Below are 26,419 nucleotides of genomic sequence, written 5' to 3'. Positions count from 1 at the left end.
TTGAATGAAGAGTAGGGTGCTGAACATATTGTTGTTGATTTTGGCATGGGGGACCATTTCCGGTCAGCAACGTATGGGACCACTTTCCATGGAAGATATCAACCCGATTCTTCCCGGATATTTTGCCGACCCTACCATCAAAAGGTTTGGAGATATCTACTACATCTACGCCACTACCGACAATGAAATGTTGGCCTCCGGGGTGCCTACGGTTTGGTATAGCAAGGATTTTGGGCATTGGTACAACTATACCATGGAAGTTCCCTCGCTGGAATCCATCAACCTTAGGAATTTCTGGGCGCCGGATATCATTGAAGGGGATGATGGTAGATATTACCTCTATTTTGGTAATTGTCAGGCGGGGTGCAATATCTATGGATATGTGTCCGACACCCCCGTTGGCCCTTGGGAAAAATTGAACAAGGATGATACCCCGGTAATCGCCCACAACTATCCCAGAAAAGGATTTCCGTCCCTCGATGCCCAATTCTTTAAGGATGATGATGGACGAATTTATGCCTTTTGGGGCACTTGGGTGCACTACAATGGCGGATATGCCGTAGGCGAATTGGACAGTGGAAACATGTCAAAGGTCAGCAATGCAAAGAACATTCCTTTGGAGGAGACCCCAAAACCTTTTGAAGCCGCCTATATGATGAAGAAAGGGGGCAAATACATTTTGATGTATTCCGGTGGCTCCTGCCATGATGAAACCTACAACGTCAGATATTCCTATTCCGACACCCCCTATGGACCCTTTACCCCAGGTGCTAACAATCCAATTCTTGGTACCAATGGGGAAGGAACTGTCCACGGGCCCGGACATCATTCGGTTTTGGAAGAAGATGGACGCTACTATATTGTTTATCATAAGCACGATTACCCCATGACAAGGGGAGGTCTCTCGCGTCAAGTTACTATGGATGAAATGGTTTTTGAAAACGATTCCACCATAAGGAAGGTAGTTCCGGGAAGCAAGGACCTTCAACATTTTGTAAAATCCAATGCTCCGAAGAACCTGGCGCTTGGAGCTAAGGCAACCGCCTCTTCCTTTTACCATTTACAATCGCTCCAATACGATTATCGGTACAAGCCATCTTTTGCCACGGACGACCACAATGCGACCATGTGGAAAGCTGGCAACAATTCATTTCCGCAGCATTTGACCTTGAATCTGGGAAAAGTGTCCCCAATACAAAGGGTGATGACCCAATTTGAGTTTGCCGGATACTACTATCAATACAAATTGGAATATTCCTTGGATGGGAAAAATTGGGAGGTTTTCGCAGACCGTTCTAAAAATAGGATTGCAGGGAGTCCCATGATCGATGACAGGGATGTCAAGGCCCGTTATTTGAAACTTACCGTGTTGGACGTTGAAAAGACGGGTCTGTACGCAGCGGTCTGGAACATCAAGGTGTTCGGTTCCTTGTTTGAGGCTCCGTTGGATTTGCAAAGCAAACCATCAAAAGAAGGACCTGGGGCCAAAAGTTTGAATAGGAAATTGGTAGCTATTGATGCAAATGATTTACCTATCCAACATGACCTTGCCAGTCTGCCCAATAGGGGAAACATCGGGGGAAATTTTGAGAAGGAAGGCGAAGTGACCGTTGAAGAGGATGCGGAAGGGACAAGGGCATTGAACTTCACCAAGGGGGCACTTGTTTTGGACAGACCGGTTCCAAAAAGTCTGGAATGGAACGGTTCTTTTACCGTGGCCACATGGGTCAAAAACCCTCAAATAGCCAAAGAAGACGAGTGTTTGGTGTCTTGGTGCGACAGGTTCAGGTTCAATTTGGCCAATTCCTACAATGCTTTGCATTTTAACAGTGGACATTATGGGGCAGCCGCACATTTGGATGGCCATTTTGATATGGAATATAATAATCTTCCATCAGCCGATCAATGGCACCATATAGTGCTGACCTTTGATGGAGTAGTGGAAAATATATATGTGGATGGGAAATTGGACAATTCCCAAGTCATGGCCCTTGCCTCGCAAATCGATGCTGCCAAAATAAGGATAGGTGCCTCGGATGTGGGTGAGAACTATTCTGGCCATATGGCATCCATGCAGATGTATGATTATGCGCTGACCGAAAGTGAAATCAAAAAGCTGATGGAGGCAACAAGACCGTCAGACGGTAAAAAGTAACCGAACAGCTTTTGACAATGGTCACAGTTTGAAACTGAATCCGTCTTCCTCGACCTTTTTCTCGTACTTCTCTTTATCAAAAACATACAGATAGGCACCCTTACGCGAGACGGTCATATCCTTTTCGTCCAATTTCACCAATACGTCCAAAGAATTGATCTTGTTGATGAAGTTGCGCTTATCCAGTTTTTTGTCCAAAATGGATTCGTACAGGTTTTGAAGCTGTCGCATGGTGAACTTTTCAGGGAGCAGTTCAAACCCGATGGGCATGGTCATGGCCCTACGCTGTAATCTTGAAATGGCCTTCCGGATCATTTCATTATGGTCAAAAATGAGCTCGGGAGCTTCATCAAGGTCGAACCAACGGGCAGAATCGATTTGAATCCCGTCAAACTGGTGGGAATCCACATCGATCAGGGCAAAATATGCCACCGATATGGTGCGTTGGCCGGGATCTCGGTCCACTTTACTGTAGGTGTAGAGCTGTTCCATGTAAATATCGCTCAATCCGGTGAGGGTGTTCAGCACCCGTGTCGCAGCTTGGTCGAGATTTTCATTTTTTTTCAAGAACCCACCGATTAGGGACCATTTTCCCTTTTCAGGTTCAAAATTTCGTTTGATCAGCAAAATTTTCAGGTTGGTTTTGTCGAAACCAAAAATAATGCAGTCCACGGCCAAAAGTACTTGGTCTTCTTTTTGATAGAAATTGAGTTGTGTGTTGATGTCCTTGGACAATTTCGCTTCTTTGGGTATTTCCATGGGCTCTAAATTCTTAAAACTAACTTTTTTTGACAAATATCCAGTACGGAAATGGCCCCAAAATCACTTTTGGTCCCTTCAAAATTCACAATAATGAATAATTGCTTGATACCTGTGGATATTTAAGGTCCATAAAATCAGTTGAATGTATTTTTGGTTTTAATTGTGTAAATTAAACACATAAAAATTGTAATTTAATTTGTTTTAACGCAAAAACTTTTGCTATATTTATAAATGTATAAACAACACTTAAAGAAATGGCCTTCAATAGTTGATCAAAGCGACTTGTTTGGGTTGGTTTAAGTTTAGTGATATATGGTTATGGCCATGGTAGGTTCGTGGTCCTTTTTTGACTTTTTGTAATCCGTAATTTAGTTTTTCATGAAATATTTTGCCTTACTTTTCAGCTTGATCTTCTCCATGCAGTTGTCCGCACAACAATCCATTGTGGTCCAAATAACAGAAGAATCCGGTTCGCCGCAAATTAGTAAACACATCTATGGCCATTTTGCCGAACATCTGGGACGTTGTATTTATGAGGGGCTTTATGTTGGGGAGGAAAACAAAATCATTCCCAATACCGATGGAGTCCGAAATGATATTATCGAGGCCCTCAAGGAACTCAATATCCCTAATTTAAGGTGGCCAGGAGGTTGTTTTGCGGATACCTACCACTGGAAAGATGGGGTAGGGCCCAAAGAAGATAGACCTACCATCGTGAACCGATGGTGGGGCGGAACCACAGAGGACAACAGTTTTGGGACCCATAACTTTTTGAACCTTTGTGAAGAATTGGGTGCGGAACCCTACCTCTCTGCCAATGTGGGCAGTGGCACTGTACAGGAGTTGATAGACTGGGTACAGTACACCAACCATGACGGGATCAGTCCCATGGCCGATTGGCGCCGTGAAAATGGCAGGGAAGAGCCGTGGAAAGTAAAATATTGGGGGGTTGGCAACGAAACCTGGGGCTGTGGTGGCAACATGACAGCGGAATACTACGCGGATATCTACAGACAATATGCCACTTTCATGCCCGGTTGGTCTGGTGAGACGGAAGTATATAGGATTGCATCAGGTGCATCGGAAGACGATTATCACTGGACGGAAACCCTTATGAAAAATGTGCCTCATGAATTAATGGAAGCCGTGGCCCTTCACGATTACGCAGTGATTGATTGGTCCAACAAAGGGCCATCTGTCAATTTCGACGATGAGATCTACTTCAAGTCGATGGAGCAGGCGCTGAAGATGGAAGAGTACGTCACCAAGCACATCGAGATCATGGACAAGTACGATCCCGAAGGGAAAGTGGACCTTTTTGTGGACGAGTGGGGAGGCTGGTACGATGCCGAGCCCGAAGTAAAAAACGGAGTGCTTTACCAACAGAACACCATCCGTGATGTAATGATCGCAGGAACCGTGCTCAATACGTTCAATAACCACGCCCGAAGGGTGAAAATGGCCAATCTGGCCCAAATGGTCAATGTGCTACAGGCCGTGATCCTTACTGACGAGGAGAAAATGATCAAAACCCCCACTTACCATGTCATGCACATGTACAAAGTGCACCAAGATGCGCAGTTGTTGCCATCCAAAATTGATAAAAATAAAATGTTCAGGGGACTTCCGGCCCTATCTGTATCCGCGTCAAGGGATCAAGCGGGGAAGATCCATATCTCCTTGGTGAACATAGACCCTGAAAACAATATGCCCGTAGAACTGGATATTTCCGGTCTGGACATCAAAAACATCAATGGACAGGTTTTGACATCGGATAGGTTGCAGGACTATAATTCCTTTGATGATCCCGAAAAAGTGACCCCAAAGGAATTCAAAGGAGCCAAATTGAAAAAAGGGAAAATCTCGCTTGTCATTCCCGCACACTCGCTTATTGTTTTACAAGGAAAATAGCACCAAATGAAAAAAGCATTATTGGCAATGACCAGTTTTCTGGTGTTGACCACATCATGTAAGGAGCAGCAAGAAAAACAACAAGAGAGCAAGGAGAAGGCCCATGTGGCATCTGGGTATCCCATTGAGCCCATAAATATCAGAAATGTAAAAGTGCACGACGATTTTTGGCTGCCCATCATCCAAAGAGTACAGGAAAAAACCATCGAATATGCCATAGAAAAGTGTAGGGAAGAGGGACGGTTCGATAATTTTTTGATTGCCGGCGGAGAGATGGAAGGCTCGGTTAAAGGGGCCATGCCCTTTGATGATACGGATGTGTATAAGATTATAGAGGGAGCCTCCAATTCGCTGATCAGCGCACCCAACCCCGAACTGGAAAAATTGCTGGATTCCTTGGTGTACATCATAAAAGTGGGGCAGGAAACGGACGGATATCTTACTACCTGGCGGACCATAGATCCCGCAAAGCCCCCGGCAAGTTGGGTAAAAGTGGACAGGGGCGAACGTTGGGAATCTTTGGACATGAGCCACGAACTCTATAATGCAGGACATTTGTTCGAAGCTGCCGTGGTGCATTACAAGGCCACTGGGAAGCGGAACTTTCTGGACATTGCCATCAAAAATGCGGACCTGATGGTGCGGACTTTTGGTGAGGGGGAAGGCAAAGTTGCTGCTGTGCCGGGACACCAGATCATTGAAACAGGTTTGATAAAACTCTATCAAACTACTGGAAAGAAGGACTATTTTGATTTGGCCAAATACTTCCTGGACCATAGAGGAAAACCGGAACACCACGAACTTTTTGGTGATTATTCCCAGGATCATGTGCCCGTGACAGACCAAGATGAAGTGGTGGGGCATGCCGTAAGGGCAGTATATATGTACGCCGGTATGACGGACATAGCAGCCATAGAAAAGGATACGGCCTACCTGAAGGCTGTGAACGCCCTTTGGGAGAATATGGTGAACAAAAAAATGTACATCACTGGTGGGATCGGGGCCAAACACGAAGGGGAGGCTTTTGGTGAGAACTACGAATTGCCCAACCTGACGGCCTACAATGAAACCTGTGCCGCCATTGGCGATGTCTATTGGAACCACAGATTGCACAACCTGACAGGGGATGTAAAATATTTTGATGTGATTGAACGGACCCTCTACAATGGGTTGATCTCTGGACTCTCTTTGGACGGACAAAAATTCTTTTATCCCAATGCCTTGGAATCCGATGGGGTATACAAATTCAATCAAGGGGCCTGCACCCGAAAGGACTGGTTCGATTGTTCCTGTTGCCCCACCAACGTCATACGATTCCTTCCCGCAATGCCCGGTCTGATCTATTCCAAAACGGACGATACGGTTTTTGTGAACCTATACGCAACGAACGATGCCACGGTCGATCTTAAAGCCCAAACCGTAAAACTATCACAGGAAACCTCATACCCTTGGAACGGAAAGGTAAAACTCTCCATCGACCCAAAAGAGGAAAAAGGAAACTTTGCCATGAAACTCAGGATTCCCGGCTGGGCTAGGAACGAGGTATTGCCCGGGAACCTCTACCAATATGGCACAACTACAACTGAAACAAACAAGATAAGCCTGAACGGCGAAGAACTCGATGTTCAAGCCGAGGATGGCTATTTCACCATTTCAAGGGAGTGGACAAAGGGGGATGTGTTAGAACTGGAATTTCCAATGTCTGTTCGAGAAGTAATCGCCAATCCAAAAGTAGAGGAAGATAAAGGGAAAATGTCACTTGAATATGGCCCCATTGTTTATGCGGTAGAAGAAATCGATAACAAAGGCAAGTTTGATGATATCCAACTATCTGCAAACGAAGAATTCAAGGTGGAGATGCAGCCCGATTTATTGAAAGGGGTCAATACGATATCAAACGAAAAATTGACCGCCATACCCTATTATGCTTGGTCCAATAGGGGAATCGGGAAAATGAAGGTATGGTTGCCCGCTAAGGCAGAAGGCAATACGGATTGGGATTAATTTGAATAATGGATAAAAAAAAGCATTTGTTCTTGATACATTTTTCGGACATTTTTTTAAAAGATCGAGCAAAAAAACTGGAACTGAAGTGTTTTTATGTTCAAAACCGTCAATTTGAGTGGTTTTTCAAAACAGCGTTTTGAAGAATTGTACCGAAAATAGGTTTTGGGCTTAAAAGCTATTGATGTTGATATATTAAAGAACACATATTTATACATAAATACAACACTCGGCATTGAAAAATGCCCTATGAAGACTGACCAACATAATGAAAGCATACGTAATAGGACTAGACTACGGCTCCGACTCGGTACGGGCGGTGATGATCGATGCTCAAAATGGGGCGGAACTGGCATCGGAAGTATTTTGGTATCCCAGATGGAGGGCACAGAAATATTGCAAGCCGGAAATCAACCAATTCCGGCAGCACCCCCTGGACCATATCGAAGGATTGGAACACACCATAACCACTGTGGTACAACAGAGTGGCGTGGCCCCGGAAACCGTAAAGGGAATCTGTATCGATACCACAGGCTCTTCGCCCATGCCAGTGACCGAAGGTGGTGTGGCATTGGCCATGGTGCCGGGCTTTGAGGAAAATCCGAATGCCATGATGGTACTTTGGAAGGACCATACAGCGGTTAAGGAAGCCAATGAGATCAACGAATTGGCAAGAGGTTGGGGCGGTGTGGATTTCACCAAGTATGAAGGCGGAATCTATTCTTCGGAATGGTTCTGGGCCAAAATACTCCATGTGGCCAGGGAAGACAAGGATGTAATCGATGCCACGCACACGTGGATGGAGCATTGCGACTTTATCACCTATCTCTTGGCGGATGAAAAGGATTTGAAAAAATTCAAGCGTAGCAGATGCGCAGCAGGCCACAAGGCCATGTGGCACGAAAGCTGGGGCGGACTGCCCGATGCGGCATTTTTATCAAAACTGGACCCCTATTTGGCCTCACTTCGTGATGATTTGTACGAAGAAACATTTACATCCAACGAAATAGCAGGAAATCTAAATAAAGAATGGGCGGGCAAATTGGGCCTAACCACCGATACAGTGATTGCCGTAGGTACTTTTGATGCCCATGCAGGGGCAGTTGGTGCCAAAGTGGACCATCACGCACTTGTAAGGGTCATGGGTACATCCACCTGTGACATTATGGTGTCCTCCAATGAAGCCATTGGCGACAAGACCGTCAAAGGTATTTGTGGTCAGGTTGATGGCTCCGTAATCCCTGGCATGGTCGGTCTCGAAGCCGGGCAATCTGCCTTTGGAGATGTGCTGGCCTGGTTCAAAAGCGTGTTGCAATGGCCCATTGATAACCTGGTTTTGAACTCCAAAGTGCTTTCCGAAGAACAAAAGGCAGAACTTAAAGCTGAGATCGAATCCAAATTTATTCGCAGCTTGGCAGAACAGGCCGAAAGTATCCCTCTGTCGGAAGTGGTCCCGATAGCCTTGGATTGGGTAAATGGAAGAAGAACGCCAGACGCCAATCAAGAATTGAAAAGTGCCATTTCGGGAATATCACTGGGAACCAAAGCCCCCCATATTTTCAAGGCCTTGGTCAATGCCATTTGCTTTGGTTCCAAAATGATCGTGGACCGGTTTGAAGATGAAGGGGTGAAAATCGATACCGTAATCGGAATCGGTGGGGTGGCGAGGAAGTCGCCATTCATTATGCAGACCCTGGCCAATGTGCTCAACATGCCCATAAAAGTGGCAGAATCGGACCAAGCCCCAGCTTTGGGTGCAGCTATTTATGCTGCGGTGGCATCAGGAATCCATAAAAATGTGATCGAGGCCAGCAAAGTAATGGGAAGTGACTTTGAAGCAAAATATTCTCCACAGTCCTCCCAAGTGGAAGTGTACGCCAAATTATTGGAAGACTACAAACAACTTGGAAGTTTTGTGGAACAGCAAACCAACAAAAACAAATAAGCCATGAGCTCAAAATACAAATCGCTTAAGGAAGAATGCTACGAGGCGAACATGGAACTCAATGCCCTGGGGTTGGTCATATACACCTTTGGTAATGTAAGCGCCGTGGACAGGGACAATGCTGTTTTCGCTATAAAACCCAGTGGTGTGCCATACGAAACCCTAAAACCAGCGGATATCGTAATTGTGGATTATGATAATAATGTGGTTGAAGGAAACCTTAGGCCATCATCCGACACCAAAACCCATGGTTATCTTTATAAAAAATGGGAAAATATTGGGGGGGTGGCCCATACCCACGCCATGTATTCCGTTTCCTGGGCGCAGGCGCAAAGGGATATCCCAATTTTTGGAACCACACATGCCGATCACCTTACCCAGGATATTCCCTGTGCCCCGCCGATGGCAGATGAACTGATTGAAGGAAATTACGAGCACAATACGGGCATCCAAATCTTGGATTGCTTCAAGGAAAGAAATTTGGATTACAACGAGGTTGAAATGATACTCATTGGAAACCATGGCCCATTTGCTTGGGGCAAAAACGCGGCCAAGGCGGTTTACAATACCAAAGTGTTGGAGACAGTGGCCCAAATGGCCTACTTGACCTTACAGATAAACCCCCAAGCGCCTAGATTAAAAGATTCACTAATAAAAAAACACTATGAACGTAAGCACGGAAAAAATGCTTACTACGGTCAATAAAAAAATTACAGTAAATGAAAATATCCAAAAAAGAGATCTGGTTTGTAACAGGAAGCCAACATTTATATGGTCCCGAAACCTTAAAACAAGTGGCCAGTAATTCAAAAAATATTGTTGATGGCTTGAATGCAGCCGGGAAATTGCCTGTCTCCTTGGTTTTTAAACCTATTGTTACCACACCGCAAGAAATAACCGCTCTTTGTCGTGAAGCGAGCAACAATCCATCCTGTATTGGTTTGGTAGCATGGATGCATACCTTTTCACCGGCAAAAATGTGGATTGCCGGCCTTAAGATATTGAGTAAGCCATTGTGTCATCTACATACGCAATTTAATGCTGAAATCCCTTGGGACAATATTGATATGGACTTTATGAACCTGAACCAATCCGCGCATGGTGACCGTGAGTTTGGATTTATGATGTCCAGAATGCGCAAAAATCGCAAAGTAGTGGTGGGTCATTGGAAAGATGAGCGCGTGCAACAAAAACTGGCTGTTTGGGCGAGAGTTGCTTTGGGGGCTGACGAATTGCAGCACATGAAAGTAGCCCGTATTGGCGATAATATGCGTGAAGTTGCAGTTACCGAAGGCGATAAGGTCGCCGCCCAGATGCGTTTTGGCGTAGCTGTGAACGGTTATGATTCGTCAGATATAACCAATATTATTGATGGATTGGACCAACATGCCGTTGATCAATTGGTTGATGAATACGAAGCCAGTTACAATTTGTCGGAATCCCTTCAAAAAAATGGAGCACAACGTCAATCCTTGATAGATTCGGCAAAAATTGAATTGGGACTTCGCACCTTTTTGGATGAAGGCGGGTTCAAGGCCTTTACCGATACCTTCGAGAATCTTGGTGCCTTGAAACAGTTGCCAGGCCTTGCAGTACAACGTTTAATGGCCGACGGATATGGTTTTGGTGGCGAAGGCGATTGGAAAACCGCTGCCATGGTAAGAACCATGAAAGTAATGGCCGACGGATTGGACGGTGGAACTTCGTTCATGGAGGACTATACCTACCACTTCACCCCTGAAAAAGATTATGTATTGGGCTCGCATATGTTGGAGATCTGTCCTTCCATTGCAAGTGCAAAACCATCTTGCGAAGTGCATCCCTTGGGCATCGGAGGCAAAGAAGACCCTGTGCGTTTGGTTTTTGATTCACCAGCGGGTAACGCTTTGAACGCTTCGTTGATCGATATGGGCAATAGGTTCCGTTTGATCGTGAACGAAGTGGAGGCCGTGGAGCCTATGGCCGATTTGCCAAAACTGCCCGTGGCACGTGTGCTCTGGGATGCAAAACCAAATCTGGATGTTGCCGCTACCGCATGGATTCATGCTGGTGGGGCGCACCATACCGTGTATACACAAGCATTGACCACCGAATACATGGAAGATTTCGCCGATATTTTCGGAATAGAACTTTTAGTCATAGATTCGGACACGAAACTTAGAGCATTTAAAGATCAACTCCACGCCAACGAAGCATACTATCATTTGTTTCAGCATGGAATGTAATCATACTAACATAAAACTATAAATGATGAGGATAGCCAAACCTTCTATATTTTACTGTGTTTTACTTTTGGTCTTTACAACTATGGGCTGTAAGCAAAACAAAAAAGAAAGCCAGTCAGAAATGGAAACCGCAAAAACTGAAAGTGAACAAAACCCCATTGAAGAAACCATTTTTGGGGAAATGCCCGATGGCACAAAGGTGAAGAAATTCACTTTAAAAAATGAAGCAGGAATGGAAGTGGATGTCATCACCTATGGTGGTATCATCACTCGTTGGACGGCCCCCGATAAACAGGGAAACTATGAGGATATAGTCCTAGGTTTTGATCGTTTGGAACAATACCTTGATGGTAGCCCATACTTTGGAGCACTTATTGGGCGGTATGGGAATCGTATTGCCAAAGGGAAGTTTTCTTTGGATGGCGAGACCTACACGCTGGCCACGAACGATGGTAACAATCACCTTCACGGAGGGGAAAAAGGATTCGATAAGGTAATTTGGAACGCTATACCCAAAAATACAGGAGCGGGAGCGACTTTGGAGCTTACCTACACCAGTGAAGATGGGGAAGAAGGATACCCTGGGAAATTGGATGTAAAAGTTACTTATACCCTTACCAATGAGAACGAATTGGATATCCAATATGAAGCTGTTACTGACAAACCAACGGTAGTTAACTTAACACAACACAGTTATTTTAATCTTTCGGGGCAACTTTCCAAGCCCGTTTTGGACCATGAGATCTATTTGAATGCAGATACGTACCTGCCGGTTGATGGAGGTTTGATCCCAACAGGGGAATTTAGGGAAGTTGCTGGAACTCCTTTTGACTTTAAAGAACCTAAATCCATCGGAGAAGAGATAGAGGCCGACAATGAACAGTTGGACCTTGGGGGAGGATACGACCATTGTTGGGTGCTCAACGAGGGAGAAGAAGATTTTGGTTTGGCAGCTTCGGCGTACCATCCCAACACGGGTAGATTGTTAGAGGTGTATACCAATGAGCCGGGCATACAATTTTACAGCGGAAACTTTTTGGATGGCACATTACCGGCAAAGGATGGGGGTGCCTACGGGAAACGTTCTGGGTTCTGTTTGGAAACACAACATTATCCAGATAGCCCTAACCAAGCTAATTTTCCCTCAGTTAGGTTAAATCCCGGGGAAACGTATTCTACTAGGACCATGTTCAGACTATCAACCAAACAATAAACTATTATGCAGACGCTGGATACTTTTGATTGGATTGCCATATCCATGTATTTTCTGGTACTTCTAGGAATAGCCCTATGGGTAATCCGAAAAAAAGAGAACAACACCGAGGATTATTTCTTGGCAGGTAGAAATGTGGGATGGTTTGTTGTTGGTGCTTCAATTTTCGCATCGAATATTGGTTCGGAGCATGTTGTGGGATTGGCAGGAGCTGGTGCAGGGGACCGTTTGCCCATGCTCATTTACGAAATACAGGCTTGGATCGTTCTTATTCTTGGTTGGGTGTTCTTGCCCTTCTACGCAAGAGCGGGAGTGTTTACCATGCCCGAATTTTTGGAAAAACGATTTGACGCAAGGGCCAGATGGATTCTCTCCGTATTTTCCATCGTGGCCTATGTGCTCACCAAAATTTCCGTAACCATTTATGCTGGTGGAGTAGTGGTGTCGGCATTATTGGGTATCGACTTTTGGACAGGTGCCATAGCAACCGTTGTGCTTACAGGGATTTATACTGTGCTTGGAGGTATGCGTGCCGTGGTATATACAGAAACCTTGCAGGCCATTATCTTGGTAATAGGAGCCGCGGCCCTAACATTTATTGGTTTAGACCATGTAGGCGGATGGGAAAGTATGAAAGAAACCGTAACCCCTGAATACCTTAACATGTGGAGGTCGGCCTCAGACCCTGATTTTCCTTGGCCATCACTTTTAATTGCCAGTACCATTACCGGTATTTGGTATTGGTGTACGGACCAATATATTGTGCAGCGTGCCTTAACCGCAAAGAATATTAAAGAAGGTAGGCGAGGAACGATTTTTGGTGCTTTGTTAAAGCTCTTCCCTGTATTCTTGTTCTTGATTCCAGGTGTGATCGCCCTTACCTTAAAGATGAGGGGAGAATTGCACTGGGACAGTCCAGATGAAGCATTCCCGGTTTTGATGAGTAACTTGTTGCCATCGGGACTTCGAGGTTTGGTGGCAGCAGGACTTTTGGCCGCTTTGATGAGTTCTTTGGCTTCCGTATTTAATTCGTGCTCTACCTTGTTTACGGTGGACATCTATAAAAAACTAAGACCCAATGCGCCAGAGAAAAAATTGGTGCGAACAGGTCAGATCGCAACAATAATAGTTGTGATTATCGGTATTATTTGGATTCCGATCATGGCCAATATCTCCGGGGTGCTCTACGAATATCTGCAAAGCGTCCAATCTTATATTGCGCCTCCGATTACGGCGGTGTTCTTACTGGGTATTTTCCATAAACGAATCAACTCACAGGGCGCATTTGTAACCATGGTGGTTGGATTTATCGTTGGGGCTTTAAGGATTGTTCTTGAGTTGGTCAAAGATTCATTGGATCCCGGAAGTTTCTGGTTCCTTTTAGGGGATATGAACTTCTTGTCCTTTGCATCATGGTTCTTCCTTTTCTGCATTATATTGATTGTGGTCGTGAGTTATGCTACCCCGGCACCATCAGATGAAAAGCTAAAGAACCTTACCTATGCCACTATTTCAGATGAAGAAAGAAAGAAGAACAAAAGCAGCTACAATTGGAAAGATATTGCCATTTCTGTCATTATTATAGCTATCGTTGCCTATGTGATGATATGGTTCAATGGTAAATAATAACTATTAGAATATATAGTATAAACAGTGCTCCTTTTAAGGGGCACTATTGTTTTATGGAAGTCCTTCAAAATAAAGGATGTTAAGATATTTTCCATCCATATCGTGACCTAGGTCATTTTTTATACGTTTTCATCGATTTATCTTTGATAAAAGCGAGATACCCATGAAAACCGTATTGATTCCTACCGATTTTTCCAAAAATGCTTTGCATGCCCTGCAATATGCACAAGAGCTTTTTAAATGTGAGCGCGCTTGTTTTTTTGTGCTGCACGCCTATGGCGAGGAGGTGTACGGCAAGTACAAAACGGCAGTGTTAGAGGGTGTTGGGAAACTGAAAGAAGAGAAAAGGGAACAAACGGTAAAGAAATTGGATAAATTGGTCAACTCCGTAATTGGAGAACCACCAAACCCCTTGCACAATTTTGAGACCGTAGCACGTTTTGACAACCTAGTGGATAGTATAAATGATTTTGTGGATGAAATGAACATTGATGTGGTGATCATGGGAACCAAAGGGGAGACCAGCGATCACAAAACCACATTCGGGAGTTTCACCATAGAGATTTTTAAATATGTAAAGTGTCCGGTGCTGGCCATACCGGAAGATTTCGAGTACAGACAACCTAAGGCCATTCTTTTTCCAACAGATTATTTGCTTCCTTATAAGCGAAGGGAGTTAAAACTTTTAGGTGACCTGGCCGGTAAGTTTAAGTCCAAGGTATACTGTTTGTACATCACGGATTTTGAGGAACTCAGTCCTCGACAAGAAGATAACAAGTTGTTTTTGGAAGAAACCTTGGCCAATAGCTATCTCCATTTTGAGACAACGCCTGTTAAAAACAAAGCAGGGGTCATTCTGGAGCAGATTGAGCAAAAAGACGCAGGGATGCTGGTTATGTTGAACTCTAGGCACTCCTTTTTTGAGGATATGCTCTATAGGTCGACAGTAGATTTACTTGGGTTGAAGATTAAAATACCATTTATGGTAATGCAGAACATTAAGAGATAAAATCGTGAAGAAAAAACGGATCATATTGCCCACGGACTTTTCCAATAATGCTTGGAACGCCATTGCTTATGCTTTGACGATCTTTAAGGATGTTCCCTGTGATTTTTTTATCCTGAATTCTTATCAGGTGGGTGCCTCTGGCTTATCAACCAAAATGGCGGGAGCCAACGATACCCGTTTGTACAATTTGATCAAGGAACAATCCGACCGTGACCTCAAAAGGGAATTGGAAAAAATAAAAAGCTTTGACAAAAACCCCGAACATACATTTATTGCCCGTTCGGTTCCGGATAACCTTGTCAATGCCATTGGCAAGACAGTGTACCGCGAGGAGATTGATTACGTTATTATGGGAACCAAAGGGGCCTCGGGATTAAAAGAAGTCTTTATGGGAAGCAATACCTATAAAGTTATCAAGGAAGTGGATTTTTGCCCTGTTATTGCGGTACCGGATGATTATCAAATAGACAAAGAAATAGATGCCATACTATTGGCAACGGGTTATGAGCATCTCTTTGAAAACTACGAACTGAAACCACTTTTGAATTTCGTCGAACATTTCAAAGCTAAATTATGGATAGCCCATGTAGGCAGTTTGGATGCACTGGCCCCTGAACAAAAAGCTTCCAAAAAAGGATTGAAAAACCGCCTTAAATCCATCGACTACGAATTTATTGAGGTGGAAAAGGATACTTCAGTTAACAATGCCATTCAGCAATTGGTTGAAAAAGACAAAACCATTGATATGGTTGTAATGATCAATCAAAACCATACTTTCTTTGAAAGGTTGACACGGGAACCTGTCATCAAAAAAGTAAGTTTTAATTCCAAGGTGCCTTTTTTGGTCATCCACTTATTTGAATAATCGGTACAAGATTACAAGAACGATTTTGCCAATTGCACAATTTCCCCCTTTTGGAGTACTCCGGATTTTCTCCAGAGTTGTTCGCCGTTTTTAAAGAAGATCATTGTGGGAACACCCCTTACTTGGTAGGTGTTGGCAAGGCTTTGGTTTTTATCGACGTCTATTTTCACAATTTTTAGATCATCGCCCATTTCATCTTTTACCTGTTTTAAAATTGGGGCCAACATTTTACAGGGACCACACCATTCTGCCGAAAAATCCACTAGCGTTAATTGGTCGCTGTTGATCAAAGCTGCAAAATTTCCTTTCATTGTTTCTAAAAAATTATAGACTGCAATTTATAAAAACCCGATTTTTCCCAAAGTGACTTAAGTCACTTAACCATCAAAAATTGTATTGATATATATCTGGGCAACATTGGATGGATTTCTTTTTTTATCTTTAGCCACTGCACTATAAATCAAACTAAACCACAAATGTATTCAAGAATTACCCGATGTATTATCGCATTATTGGTGCTGGCTTCCTGTAAGAGCGAGACCAAAAAGGAAGAGTCCAATACTTGGCGAACCAAAAAAGCTGCCATTGAAAATGCTGCCCATAACCAATTATTGGATGTGGAAAGGAAAGAAGGATGGAAGTTGCTTTTTGATGGAGAGACGATGGACGGATGGCATCTGTACAACAATCCCAACGCCAATTCGGTTTGGGAGGTTGTGGATGGTGAATTGCATAGCAATACCAGCGATGAATCTTTAACGGCAGGCGATTTGGTTACCGATCAGCCTTATGACGATTATGAACTAGTCTTGGAATGGAAGGTGGCTGGGAACGGAAATAGCGGAATTTTCATCAACGTACAAGAAATGCCGGATGTTCCAACCGCATGGCAAAGTGGCCCGGAATATCAAATGTTGGGAGCGGACCACATGGATTACGATGTACCAGAGAAAAGGCCGGGTTGTTTGTACGTTTTTCAGCCTCAGCAAAATAAAGTGGAGGTAAAACAAGGGGAGTGGAACAAGACCCGAATAAAACAAGTGGACGGGAAAGTAGCGTTTTACCTGAATGGGGTTCTCACTGCTGAGGAAGATTTCAGCACACCTGAATGGAAAGAAAGGATCGCTGAGACCCATTTTTCCAAATATCCTGAGTTTGGCCGGACCACCGAGGGCAAAATAGCACTGCAGTATTGGTATTTTGAAACTTGGTTCCGAAATATAAAGATCAGGGAACTCTAAGCAAATCCTTCATCAGATCACTAGTTAGGGAACTTTCGGAGCGCTCATCAGCAGTTTTCCGGTAGTACTTCCATTGCGGAAAAAATAGAAATTTTACCATCAATAAATACATTGGGCTTCTTTTTTCTGTGAGTTTCTTGAGCCTGTCCTTGGAATTATGCCATAACTCATCCGCAATTTCATCATCCTCTTGTTCAATATAGGGAAAATAGGCAATGGACTTTTTGTTCACATAAACACAGGTACCCGCTCTTTTTAGATTTAATTTTATGCGATTTTGTGAACTCGGCCCAAAACCGGTTAATGGACATTGACCGTCTTAATTGGATGAAGTTTTGGCAAGGGATTTTTTAGCATTTGCACACAACCATTTACACTCTTGCCCATCATTTATTAAACAATAAAATTTAAATCGAAATGAAAGAAAAGCTTTTTAATGCTGGAATCTTGATGTGTATTGGTGCAATGCTTCTATCGTGTACTTCGGATGACGGGGTGGAATGTGCCGAAGATTTTACGGGAGATCTTAGTGCCAATGAGCAAAAATTGGTAGGGGAGTGGGTACTTTCTGGAATTGTAGCTGCCAAAGAATTGGATTTGACCGATGATAACACGGACAACCCATCCACTGACCTGTTTGCACAATACGCTGAATGTAAAAAAGATGCTTCTTATACATTTGGGGAAGATAGGTCGTATGCTTACGAACTGGGGAAATATGAAGAAGATTGTGAGTACATTGCTGCATCAACAGGAACATGGGAATTGGCGTCTCAAAACCTTAGTCTGGTATCTTCCTGTAGTTTGCAAACCACTGTCCTGGAATTTAACGAGGATTCCTCTCAATTCACTTTTTCAGAAATTTACAGTGTAACAGAGGTGACAGGAACTGTGGTCCAAACAAGAATTGATTTTACATACTCCTTAATGCCCTAGCATAAAGAAACTTTATTCGATGTCCAAGACATAACCAATAAAGAGGCTGCTTTTCAGCCTCTTTTTTTTGCCTTTTTTAGGGGCGGATGCTATGCTTTGTCCATATTTTTGTAATGATTCTTGTATTTGATGGTGCTGATTTTAAGATGTTGTATGTTCCTGAATCCTGACATCCAGAAACAGCTCAGGTCAGATACCCCTATTAAACGGAGAAGGTTTAAAAATGATGATACCTTGTTCTGGACGACCTATCATTTGTGCAATTCGTTTCTTTGTCGACATGGTACTGAAGGTAATTTTTTAGATTTTAATATAACCTCAAAAGAATGAAAAATATCTTTCGGTTACTGTTTGTTTCTTTTCCGTTGCTTTTGGTTTCCGCTATGGCAGACAGATTTTATGTAACCATAGCCTTTTCTGAAGTGGCTTTACCTCTTGGGGACAATAATACAGATGTAATAAATCATGCTTTGCCTGGAGCTGTCAATAGCTAATTCAAATTCCTGAATTCACTAGGGGAATGTCCAACCCGTTGCTTAAAAAGTCTGGTAAAATGCTGTGGATATTTAAACCCTAGTCCATACGCTATTTCACTAACCGATTTATTGGGGTCAAAAACTCTTTCTTTGGCTACCTCAATGAGTTTGTTCTGGATATACTCCTGCGCGGATTTCCCAGTCTCTTTTTTAACCAAATCGCCAAAGTAATTGGAAGAAAGGTGCAGGCATTCTGCAAAGTAACCAACCGATGGAGTACCGTATTTTTGGGGTTGGTCCGATGCAAAGTAATCGTTCAACAATTTTTCGAACTTCTCCAGAGAGCCTATATTTTCAATTTCTCGCGTCAAGAACTGACGGTCATAGAAACGCGTACAATAGTCCAAAAACAGTTCGATGTTTGATACAATCAGCTTTTTACTGTGTTTGTCAATGGTCTGTTCCAATTCAAACTGAATTTTTTCCAACAAGCTCAAAATCACCCTTCGTTCCTTTGTGGAAAGGTGAAGTGCCTCGTTACTGGAGTATGCAAAAAAGCTATAGGAATGGATTTTGCGACCCAATTCTGTCCCCAGCAATAAATCTGGGTGAAAAAGAAGCGCATACCCTTTGGGTTTGTAATTGGGGGAATAATTCCCCAAACCAATAGTCTGATTCGGCGCTATAAAAACCAAGGTTCCCTCATCATAATCATAGTCCTTGCCCCCATACTTTATCTTACATCCCTTGGTATCCTTAATAAAGATAGCGTAACAATTAAAATGTAGGGAGTCGTATCCCTTAATCGTGTTTCCTTCTTCGACAATATGCTTAAAGTCGACTATGCCCACCAATGGGTGCAGGACTTCCTGTTTTCTCAAAGCGAGATAATCACCTATGGTGTTAATGGTCAATACATCTTGCATATAAGTATTAAATTTTGATAAATATAAGCTGTTGATTACCAGTAAATCAAACACCCCCTTCTGAATTCTGTAGTTATGGTAAGTATAACCGTAATCTGGGTTGGTTTGCCACTAAAATTAATGTTTATGTTTGGGTATTGAGGATTCAATTACCATAAATATAGCGACAAAATTGAATTTTGGATAAACAATATGAATTACAACAGTTGTAAACTTTTCAAAATGAAAACAGTATTGATTGGAATTTTTTTAGTGATGATCAACATGTCATTCTACGCACAGGACGCTGCAATTGAACAAGAAATCAAGGAGCTTTCCAAAACAAAATGGCAATGGATGGCGGACAAGGATGTGGACAAACTGGAATCTCTTTTTCATGACAAGGCCAAATTTGTGCACATGAGCGGTTCGTGGAAAAAGGACAGGGAACTCGAAATCATTGAATCGGGAAGTATCTGGTACAAACAGGCAGATGTCCACGATGTGGCCGTCGAGCTTTTTGGCAATGACACCGCCGTGCTTTGGAACAGGATCACCCTTGTGGCCCATGTTCGTGGCAATGATGTGTCCAATGAGTTTACGGTGACCGAATTCTATAAAAAAGAGGGCGGTGACTGGAAGCTGTTGGACCTTACTTTTAGCAGTGTCCGCGATACCCATAAAATTGAACATTGACACAACAATTCTTCAAAGGCTCTAAACAACGAGGGCACTTTAAAAGAATTTCGATAACTTTAAAAGGAACAATTTTTTATCATGGCAACATACACTTTAAATATCAATGGGAAACAGCGTGATGTAGATGTAGACCCCAATACACCCCTGCTCTGGGTATTGCGGGACCATTTGAACATGGTCGGGACCAAATACGGATGTGGTATCGCACAATGCGGGGCATGTACCGTACATCTTGGGGATGTGGCGACACGATCCTGTATGCTCACGGTCTCTTCCGTGGGGAACCAAGAAATAACCACAATCGAGGGACTGTCTGAAGATGGGGACCATCCCGTTCAAAAAGCCTGGTTGGAAGTTGATGTGCCCCAATGCGGCTATTGCCAAGCAGGACAGATCATGACGGCATCCGCCCTGTTGAAGAAGAACCCCAATCCAACGGACCAGGAGATCGAGATGGCCATGAACGGCAACATTTGCCGCTGTGGTACCTATACAAGGATCAAAAAGGCGGTCAAAACTGCCGCTAACCCGGAAAACGTTTAATCATTAAGAAATTCAGAAGATGGCAAGGATAAAGACACAAATGGGCCGCCGCGCCTTCATCAGAAATACAAGTCTGGCCAGTGGCGGATTGGTACTTGGGTTCAGCATGTTGAATTCCTGTAGGCCTAAGGATGCCGAAAAAATGGCCGCTCGGGAAATGCCAGACGAGTGGTTCGAGATCAATGCCTACCTAAGAATAGGCGATAACGGACTGGTGACCATAATGGCACCCAATCCCGAATTTGGACAAGGGGTCATTACCTCCATGCCCATGATCGTGGCCGACGAACTGGATGTGGATTGGCAAGATGTATTGGTGGAACAGGCCAATTTTGACCAAGAGGACTACGGATGGCAATTTACAGGGGGCAGCCAAGGCATCCGCCGCAGATGGGAAGGCCTGCGCATGGCCGGGGCCACTGCAAAGCAAATGTTGATCGCGGCCGCTGCCGATACCTGGCAAGTGCCCGCATCGGAAATCACGGTTTCAGGGGGAGTGCTTAGCCATAGCGCCTCCAATAACTCAGCGGGTTACGGTGAGATGGCCTCCCTGGCCGCAAAGCTAGAGGTGCCCGAAGAAGTCACTTTAAAAGAAGTGAAGGATTTTACCATTATCGGTACCTCCAAGAAAAGTGTGGAGAACCACAAGATTGTAACCGGAAAACCATTGTTCGGCCTGGATTACCGGTTTGATGGTGCCCTTGTGGCCATGGTGGTACACCCCCCTGCCTTTGGGCTGCAATTAAAATCCTTTGACGGTTCCCAGGTCAAAACCATGCCGGGCATTGTGGATGTTTTCAGGATAAAGACACTCGAAGATGGCTTTACACGGGGCTATTTTGATACCAATGCGTTCACGGACCTGGTCGCCGTTGTGGGCAATACCACATGGGAGGTCATGAACGCCAAAAAACAATTGGAGGTCGAATGGGAACCCATTGCGGATTCCAAGTTTACAATGGACCGATTCGGCACCGAAATGGAAGTGGATGTCCCCAGCGGTCTGGAAAGCACGGAAGACCATTATGCCCAAATGAATGAAATGGCGGAAAGGTCAGCGACCACGACCCGCAAGGACGGTAATCCGGAGGAAGTGTTCAAAACAGCTGCAAAGACCATCGAAAGATCCTATAGCTGTCCGTTCTTGGCACACAACTGTATGGAACCCATGAACTTTTTTGCCCATGTGACCGAGGAAGGGGCAAAATTGGCCGGTCCTTTGCAGGCACCGGTTCTGACCGCTCCGACCGTGGCGGCCAGATTGGGCATGCCCGTGGAAAAAATCGATATTGAACTGACCCGGATGGGCGGTGGTTTTGGAAGAAGGGCCTATGGCCACTATGCCGTGGAGGCCGCATTGATCTCCAGGGAGGCCAAGGCACCCGTAAAGTTGGTCTATACCCGTGAAGATGACATGACCTGTGGTATCTACCGTCCCTCGTACCGGGCCGACTACAAGGCAGCCCTGGACGGGAACAACAACCTGATCGCGTTCCATGTCAAGGCGGGCGGTATACCGGAAACGCCCCTTTTTGCCAACCGTTTCCCCGCAGGCGCCGTCGATAATTATCTGGCACAGCAATGGGAGATCAATTCCAATATCACCATTGGTGCATTCAGGGCCCCCCGCTCGAACTTTATGGCGGGCGTGGAACAGGCATTTTTGGACGAGGTGGCCGAAGCCGCGGGAAAAGACCCCATCGAATTTCGATTGGAGCTATTGCAGCGGGCAAAGGACAATCCCGTAGGGGAGGAAAACGAATATGACCCAGATCGCTTGGCGGGAGTGCTGAAACTGGTCCGTGAGAAATCAAATTGGTCCCAAGTGCCCTCGGGAACGCACCGGGGCGTATCCGCTTATTTCTGTCACAACAGTTATGCGGCCCATGTGGTGGATGTCACCATGGAGGGCAATACGCCAAAAGTGGAAAGCGTGGTCTGTGCGTTGGATTGCGGGATCGTTATCAATCCCGACGCGGCGGCCAATATGGCCGAAGGAGCCATTGTTGACGGTGTCGGCAATGCGATGTACGGCAACCTGTCCTTTACGGACGGCAAGCCCGATCAGAACAATTTTGACAGTTATAAGATCATACGCCATTCCGAGACACCAAAAAATATTGAAGTCCATTTTGTGCAAAATGAAATTGACCCCACGGGCTTGGGCGAACCACCCTTCCCCCCGGTATTCGGGGCTTTGGCCAATGCGATATACAAGGCGACGGGAAGAAGGCATTACCATCAGCCCTTTGCAACCGACAAACCACCTTTGGTGGGCTAGCGGAAAAGTTGAATTTGATTGAAGACCAATGGATGAATTGTTCCTTTACCCTTTATAAATGGAAAAACGACATAGCACCAAAATAAACAGACGTTCCTTTATAAAAAGCTCGGCCATGGCAGGTGGTGGATTGATGTTGAGCTTCAATTGGTTGGCCTCTTGCAAGTTGACCCCGGAAGAAGTGGGTAAACTGCCCGGGGAATGGTTCAAGATCAATGGTTTTTTGAAAATAGGGGACAATGGCCTTGTCACCATTATGTCGCCCAACCCGGAAGGCGGGCAGAATGTGAAGACCTCCATGCCCATGATCGTGGCCGAGGAACTTGGCGTGGACTGGAAGGATGTCATCGTGGAACAGGCCCCATTGGATACCGAGGCCTTTTCCTTCCAGTTTATCGGTGGAAGCCAGGCGATTCGCAGGGGCTGGAACGGACTCAGGACCGCGGGGGCCTCTGCCAGACAAATGCTCAGGGAGGCCGCAGCGGCACAATGGCAGGTGCCGGTGTCGGAAATCAGCACGGAAAGCGGGGTCTTGCACCATAGGTCAAGTGGTAAATCCGCCGGATATGGGGATATGGCCTCTTCAGCGGCCCAAATACCCGTACCTGAAGACATCAAGCTCAAGGATATCGCTGACTTTAAAATCATAGGTACTTCGCAAAAAAATGTGGATGGCTTGGACATTGTTACCGGAAAACCGTTGTTCGGGATCGATATCCAACAGGACAATATGCTCATCGCGATGATCCTGCATCCTCCCGCCTTTGGTCTTCGCTTGAAATCAATGGACGGATCGGCAGCCAAGGGCATGCCCGGCATCAAGGATGTTTTTACCATTAAGGTGCTCCATGATGACTATGTCAGACAACATTTTGATACCTGTACTTTTCTTGAGGTCGTTGCCATTGTGGGGAATTCCACATGGGAGGTCATGAATGCCAAGAAGGCCGTGGAGGTCGAATGGGAACCTTTTGAAACCTATACCGAAGAGCGGGTGCCTTATGGTGGTTCCCAGACTACATTGACCATTCCCTCCGGCTTGGAAAATAGTACGGACCATGGAGAGCTCATGGAAAAAATGGCTGCTCAAAAAAGCGCACAGGTCCGAAAGGATGGTGATCCCGAATCAGTTTTCCAAAATGCCGATAAGATCATTGAAAGAACCTATACCGCTCCCTTTCTTGCACATAACTGTATGGAACCCATGAACTTTTTTGCCCATGTCACCAACGATAGGGCAAGGCTCAAAGGACCGCTGCAAAAACCGGAGCTTACCGAACAGGCCTTATCTGGACGCCTTGGCATACCTGTGGAAAACATAGACATACAAATGACCCGTTTGGGAGGCGGGTACGGACGACGGTCCTATGCCCATTGGCTCATTGAAGCGGCGCTCATATCCCAACAGGTCAAAGCCCCCGTAAAGCTCATTTATAGCCGAGAGGATGATATGACGGGAGGCATTTATCGGCCAATGTACCAAGCCAAATACAGGGCAGCCCTGGATGCAAACAACAATCTTGTCGCCTTTCATGTCAATGCAGGGGGCATTCCAGAGAGTCCGTTGTACGCCAACCGTTTTCCTGCCGGAGCCGTGGATAATTACTTGGCGGAAAGCTGGTCCGTGGATTCGAACATTACGATAGGCTCCTTTAGGGCGCCCCGTTCCAATTTTATGGCCAGTGCGGAACAATCATTTTTGGACGAAGTGGCCGAGGCTGCGGGCAAAGACCCGATTGCATTCCGGTTGGAGCTTTTGGATCGGGCCAGGACAGACCCTGTTGGGGAAAACAACGATTACGATCCAGACCGCTACGCCGGCGTGCTTCGATTGGTAAGGGAGAAGAGTAACTGGAATGCCACTTCCAATGGGAACAGGGGCGTTTCGGCCTATTTCTGCCATAACTCCTATGCTGCACATGTTCTGGATCTGGAAATAAAGGAAGGAAAGCCAGTGGTTCAAAAAGTGACCTGTGCGGTGGATTGTGGTATCGTGGTCAATCCGGATGCCGCCGCCAATTTGGCCGAGGGAGGTATTGTGGACGGCATAGGCAATGCCCTGTATGGGGAATTGACCTTTGAGGAAGGCGTTCCGAAAAAATCCAATTTTGATGCATACCGGATGATCCGAATGGCCGAAGCGCCCAAAGAAATCGAGGTTCATTTTGTTGAGAGTGATACGGACCCCACAGGTTTGGGGGAACCGACCTTTCCACCGATTTTTGCCGCCGTGGCCAATGCACTTTATAAGGCCAAGGGGGAGCGTTTATACCAACAACCCTATCTCAAGTATTTAAGCTAGCTCGTTAAAATTAGTATAGTGACCCGTGGTGGATTTTGATAAAATTCGTCATTTCGGTTTCACGACAGCATGAACGAAACTTGTATCGAGAAAAAGAATTTTTATCCAAAAAAGGTTCTCGACCTACCTACTCTTGGGTTTGTATTGTTAAATCAAAGTATCTTAAAAGGGAAAAGGAAAATCCTTCCCAAATCAGATTGTTGGAAAAAATATAGGTTGGCATCCTATAACGGTGCGTTACAGGTTTCCTTGTAGTTTTTTGAAGGTTTTTTTTAGGGGCAGGCCAATACCTTTGGCCCTATTTGAAAAATTGATGTTCGATGGATATTTCCTTTGGTGGGTCATGTTGTTACAGATAATAGCTACGACAAATAAAATAAGCACTCCGGACAGCACGGGAAACAAGGCATAGAGATAACCGAGGGACCTGACATGTTCCGTTCCGATTACAGCGATCAGTGCAGTGGCCCCACCCGGTGGGTGTAGGGTCTTGGTGTACTGCATTGCGATAATGGATAGGGAAACGGCCAATGGAGCGCTGATCCAGATAGGTTCGGGCACTACTTTGTATACGGTTACCCCTATCAATGCCGATATTAGGTGCCCGCCAATCAAATTCCTTGGTTGTGCAAGAGGGCTATGGACCGTTCCGTAAATCAATACACAGGTAGCGCCGAACGAACCGATCAGGAAAACATTTTCAAGTGGCGATAAGTAGAGGCTCTGCACATAACCGATCAAGGCCATTCCAAGGAATGAGCTTACAAAGGACCAAAAGGTTTCCCGGTAATCTACCACCGTCTCCTTGTAAAAAATGTATTTACCAATTCTATAGGTTCGTTTTATTTTTTTGCGGATCATAAAGTGTCATTGGGCCCCAAAGTTAGGTATCCAAATAATTAAAATTAAATGCAATCACAGCTGTTTGTCTGTTTGGTCAAATGGATGGATAATTTAAAGCCCTGTAAATCAGATTAAAAGAAGAATCGTGCATGCTCTGGGGTGTAAACGCATTTTATTGTTGGCACAATTTGATGGAATTATGTTGGCTGGTCAACACGGTATGTGCCGAGGGGATTGCAATCAAAACATGGCGTCCTCTCCAAAAGGAAAAACTACAGGGCTTGGATTGGATATGACGGATACAGAGAACCATAAAAACGCAAGATTTGTCTTGGAAGCCTGTTGTTCAACTGTTGGTTTATGTTTTGCTATGTTCAATTTTTGTAGGGAGGTATACTTTGTCAGGTTTTCCATCCAACAATTCAATTAGGAGTTTGGATCATCCTATTCATTACTGAGTGAAGATGCCCTGAAA

General features: G+C 44.8%; 21 protein-coding genes. 16 read left to right on the top strand and 5 right to left on the bottom strand.

Annotation, left to right across the window (positions count from 1 at the left end; all coding sequences use genetic code 11):
• Positions 1-4 precede the first annotated feature (4 nt).
• Positions 5-2,155 (top strand): family 43 glycosylhydrolase, encoded by a 2,151-nt coding sequence (locus VM932_RS07510; protein WP_326278174.1) that lies wholly within the window; start codon positions 5-7, stop codon positions 2,153-2,155.
• Positions 2,156-2,176: 21 nt separating this feature from the next.
• Here VM932_RS07510 and VM932_RS07505 read toward each other — a convergent pair whose 3' ends face one another.
• Positions 2,177-2,914 carry an NUDIX hydrolase gene (locus VM932_RS07505; protein WP_326278173.1) on the bottom strand — a complete coding sequence of 246 codons (738 nt, stop codon included), beginning with the start codon at positions 2,912-2,914 and terminating at the stop codon, positions 2,177-2,179.
• A gap of 381 nt (positions 2,915-3,295) precedes the next feature.
• On the opposite strand from VM932_RS07505, the gene VM932_RS07500 reads away from it, so the two are divergent.
• From VM932_RS07500 to VM932_RS07460, 9 genes are all read left to right on the top strand, one after another.
• Positions 3,296-4,828, top strand: coding sequence for an alpha-N-arabinofuranosidase (locus VM932_RS07500; RefSeq protein ID WP_326278172.1), 1,533 nt, complete (start codon positions 3,296-3,298; stop codon positions 4,826-4,828).
• 6 nt (positions 4,829-4,834) lie between these two features.
• Positions 4,835-6,832: a glycoside hydrolase family 127 protein gene (locus tag VM932_RS07495; RefSeq protein ID WP_326278171.1), complete on the top strand. Its 1,998-nt coding sequence runs from the start codon at positions 4,835-4,837 to the stop codon at positions 6,830-6,832.
• Between the two features lie 268 nt (positions 6,833-7,100).
• Positions 7,101-8,777: a ribulokinase gene (locus VM932_RS07490; protein ID WP_326278170.1), complete on the top strand. Its 1,677-nt coding sequence runs from the start codon at positions 7,101-7,103 to the stop codon at positions 8,775-8,777.
• Between the two features lie 3 nt (positions 8,778-8,780).
• Positions 8,781-9,482: an L-ribulose-5-phosphate 4-epimerase gene (locus VM932_RS07485; RefSeq protein WP_326278169.1), complete on the top strand. Its 702-nt coding sequence runs from the start codon at positions 8,781-8,783 to the stop codon at positions 9,480-9,482.
• Between the two features lie 14 nt (positions 9,483-9,496).
• Positions 9,497-11,002: an L-arabinose isomerase gene (gene araA, locus VM932_RS07480; RefSeq protein WP_326278168.1), complete on the top strand. Its 1,506-nt coding sequence runs from the start codon at positions 9,497-9,499 to the stop codon at positions 11,000-11,002.
• Positions 11,003-11,024: 22 nt separating this feature from the next.
• Entirely contained in the window at positions 11,025-12,215 is a 1,191-nt protein-coding gene (locus tag VM932_RS07475) for an aldose epimerase family protein (RefSeq protein WP_326407836.1), read from the top strand.
• A gap of 6 nt (positions 12,216-12,221) precedes the next feature.
• Positions 12,222-13,841: a sodium:solute symporter gene (locus VM932_RS07470; RefSeq protein ID WP_326278166.1), complete on the top strand. Its 1,620-nt coding sequence runs from the start codon at positions 12,222-12,224 to the stop codon at positions 13,839-13,841.
• A gap of 166 nt (positions 13,842-14,007) precedes the next feature.
• Positions 14,008-14,853 (top strand): universal stress protein, encoded by an 846-nt coding sequence (locus VM932_RS07465; protein WP_326278165.1) that lies wholly within the window; start codon positions 14,008-14,010, stop codon positions 14,851-14,853.
• A gap of 4 nt (positions 14,854-14,857) precedes the next feature.
• Positions 14,858-15,718, top strand: a complete 861-nt coding sequence (locus VM932_RS07460) for a universal stress protein (protein WP_326278164.1) — start codon at positions 14,858-14,860, stop codon at positions 15,716-15,718.
• Between the two features lie 11 nt (positions 15,719-15,729).
• Here VM932_RS07460 and trxA read toward each other — a convergent pair whose 3' ends face one another.
• Positions 15,730-16,029 carry a thioredoxin gene (gene trxA / locus VM932_RS07455; protein WP_163626072.1) on the bottom strand — a complete coding sequence of 100 codons (300 nt, stop codon included), beginning with the start codon at positions 16,027-16,029 and terminating at the stop codon, positions 15,730-15,732.
• 165 nt (positions 16,030-16,194) lie between these two features.
• Here trxA and VM932_RS07450 point away from each other — a divergent pair, with 165 nt between their 5' ends.
• Positions 16,195-16,959, top strand: a complete 765-nt coding sequence (locus tag VM932_RS07450) for a 3-keto-disaccharide hydrolase (RefSeq protein ID WP_326278163.1) — start codon at positions 16,195-16,197, stop codon at positions 16,957-16,959.
• On the opposite strand, the gene VM932_RS07445 is transcribed toward VM932_RS07450, so the two are convergent.
• Positions 16,946-17,191 carry a hypothetical protein gene (locus tag VM932_RS07445; RefSeq protein WP_326278162.1) on the bottom strand — a complete coding sequence of 82 codons (246 nt, stop codon included), beginning with the start codon at positions 17,189-17,191 and terminating at the stop codon, positions 16,946-16,948. The two genes, VM932_RS07450 and VM932_RS07445, sit on opposite strands and share 14 nt — an antisense overlap.
• Before the next feature lie 185 nt (positions 17,192-17,376).
• Here VM932_RS07445 and VM932_RS07440 point away from each other — a divergent pair, with 185 nt between their 5' ends.
• Positions 17,377-17,895 carry a DUF5004 domain-containing protein gene (locus tag VM932_RS07440; protein WP_326278161.1) on the top strand — a complete coding sequence of 173 codons (519 nt, stop codon included), beginning with the start codon at positions 17,377-17,379 and terminating at the stop codon, positions 17,893-17,895.
• 490 nt (positions 17,896-18,385) lie between these two features.
• Here VM932_RS07440 and VM932_RS07435 read toward each other — a convergent pair whose 3' ends face one another.
• Entirely contained in the window at positions 18,386-19,297 is a 912-nt protein-coding gene (locus tag VM932_RS07435; protein ID WP_326278160.1) for a helix-turn-helix domain-containing protein, read from the bottom strand.
• Between the two features lie 222 nt (positions 19,298-19,519).
• Between VM932_RS07435 and VM932_RS07430 the strand changes: the two genes are divergently transcribed.
• The 4 genes from VM932_RS07430 to VM932_RS07415 all read left to right on the top strand — a co-directional run bounded on the left by VM932_RS07430 (position 19,520) and on the right by VM932_RS07415 (position 25,101).
• Positions 19,520-19,972, top strand: a complete 453-nt coding sequence (locus VM932_RS07430) for a nuclear transport factor 2 family protein (RefSeq protein ID WP_326278159.1) — start codon at positions 19,520-19,522, stop codon at positions 19,970-19,972.
• An 81-nt stretch (positions 19,973-20,053) separates the two neighbouring features.
• Positions 20,054-20,518: a (2Fe-2S)-binding protein gene (locus VM932_RS07425; RefSeq protein WP_326278158.1), complete on the top strand. Its 465-nt coding sequence runs from the start codon at positions 20,054-20,056 to the stop codon at positions 20,516-20,518.
• A 19-nt stretch (positions 20,519-20,537) separates the two neighbouring features.
• A complete protein-coding gene (locus VM932_RS07420) occupies positions 20,538-22,799 on the top strand; it encodes a xanthine dehydrogenase family protein molybdopterin-binding subunit (RefSeq protein ID WP_326278157.1) in 2,262 nt (753 codons plus the stop codon).
• A 58-nt stretch (positions 22,800-22,857) separates the two neighbouring features.
• Positions 22,858-25,101: a xanthine dehydrogenase family protein molybdopterin-binding subunit gene (locus tag VM932_RS07415; RefSeq protein ID WP_326278156.1), complete on the top strand. Its 2,244-nt coding sequence runs from the start codon at positions 22,858-22,860 to the stop codon at positions 25,099-25,101.
• A 237-nt stretch (positions 25,102-25,338) separates the two neighbouring features.
• Here the strand turns inward: VM932_RS07415 and VM932_RS07410 are convergent, their stop codons facing one another.
• Positions 25,339-25,962, bottom strand: coding sequence for an HPP family protein (locus VM932_RS07410; RefSeq protein WP_326278155.1), 624 nt, complete (start codon positions 25,960-25,962; stop codon positions 25,339-25,341).
• Positions 25,963-26,419: the final 457 nt, after the last annotated feature.

It is taken from the genome of Flagellimonas halotolerans (assembly GCF_035818535.1).
Lineage (GTDB): Bacteria > Bacteroidota > Bacteroidia > Flavobacteriales > Flavobacteriaceae > Flagellimonas > Flagellimonas halotolerans.
The sequence above is the reverse complement of the archived record's forward strand: the minus strand, read 5'-3'. Positions and strand labels throughout refer to the sequence as shown.

Excerpts from the sequence above, each read along its gene's own strand:
- VM932_RS07470 (WP_326278166.1), top strand. The coding sequence starts at position 12,222 with ATGCAGACGCTGGATACTTTTGATTGGATTGCCATATCCATGTATTTT.
- VM932_RS07415 (WP_326278156.1), top strand. The coding sequence starts at position 22,858 with ATGGAAAAACGACATAGCACCAAAATAAACAGACGTTCCTTTATAAAA.
- VM932_RS07510 (WP_326278174.1), top strand. The coding sequence starts at position 5 with ATGAAGAGTAGGGTGCTGAACATATTGTTGTTGATTTTGGCATGGGGG.
- VM932_RS07485 (WP_326278169.1), top strand. The coding sequence starts at position 8,781 with ATGAGCTCAAAATACAAATCGCTTAAGGAAGAATGCTACGAGGCGAAC.
- VM932_RS07430 (WP_326278159.1), top strand. The coding sequence starts at position 19,520 with ATGAAAACAGTATTGATTGGAATTTTTTTAGTGATGATCAACATGTCA.
- VM932_RS07475 (WP_326407836.1), top strand. The coding sequence starts at position 11,025 with ATGATGAGGATAGCCAAACCTTCTATATTTTACTGTGTTTTACTTTTG.
- VM932_RS07420 (WP_326278157.1), top strand. The coding sequence starts at position 20,538 with ATGGCAAGGATAAAGACACAAATGGGCCGCCGCGCCTTCATCAGAAAT.
- VM932_RS07450 (WP_326278163.1), top strand. The coding sequence starts at position 16,195 with ATGTATTCAAGAATTACCCGATGTATTATCGCATTATTGGTGCTGGCT.
- VM932_RS07495 (WP_326278171.1), top strand. The coding sequence starts at position 4,835 with ATGAAAAAAGCATTATTGGCAATGACCAGTTTTCTGGTGTTGACCACA.
- VM932_RS07465 (WP_326278165.1), top strand. The coding sequence starts at position 14,008 with ATGAAAACCGTATTGATTCCTACCGATTTTTCCAAAAATGCTTTGCAT.
- VM932_RS07410 (WP_326278155.1), bottom strand. The coding sequence starts at position 25,962 with ATGATCCGCAAAAAAATAAAACGAACCTATAGAATTGGTAAATACATT.
- VM932_RS07500 (WP_326278172.1), top strand. The coding sequence starts at position 3,296 with ATGAAATATTTTGCCTTACTTTTCAGCTTGATCTTCTCCATGCAGTTG.
- VM932_RS07435 (WP_326278160.1), bottom strand. The coding sequence starts at position 19,297 with ATGCAAGATGTATTGACCATTAACACCATAGGTGATTATCTCGCTTTG.
- VM932_RS07425 (WP_326278158.1), top strand. The coding sequence starts at position 20,054 with ATGGCAACATACACTTTAAATATCAATGGGAAACAGCGTGATGTAGAT.
- VM932_RS07505 (WP_326278173.1), bottom strand. The coding sequence starts at position 2,914 with ATGGAAATACCCAAAGAAGCGAAATTGTCCAAGGACATCAACACACAA.
- VM932_RS07490 (WP_326278170.1), top strand. The coding sequence starts at position 7,101 with ATGAAAGCATACGTAATAGGACTAGACTACGGCTCCGACTCGGTACGG.
- trxA (WP_163626072.1), bottom strand. The coding sequence starts at position 16,029 with ATGAAAGGAAATTTTGCAGCTTTGATCAACAGCGACCAATTAACGCTA.
- araA (WP_326278168.1), top strand. The coding sequence starts at position 9,497 with ATGAAAATATCCAAAAAAGAGATCTGGTTTGTAACAGGAAGCCAACAT.
- VM932_RS07440 (WP_326278161.1), top strand. The coding sequence starts at position 17,377 with ATGAAAGAAAAGCTTTTTAATGCTGGAATCTTGATGTGTATTGGTGCA.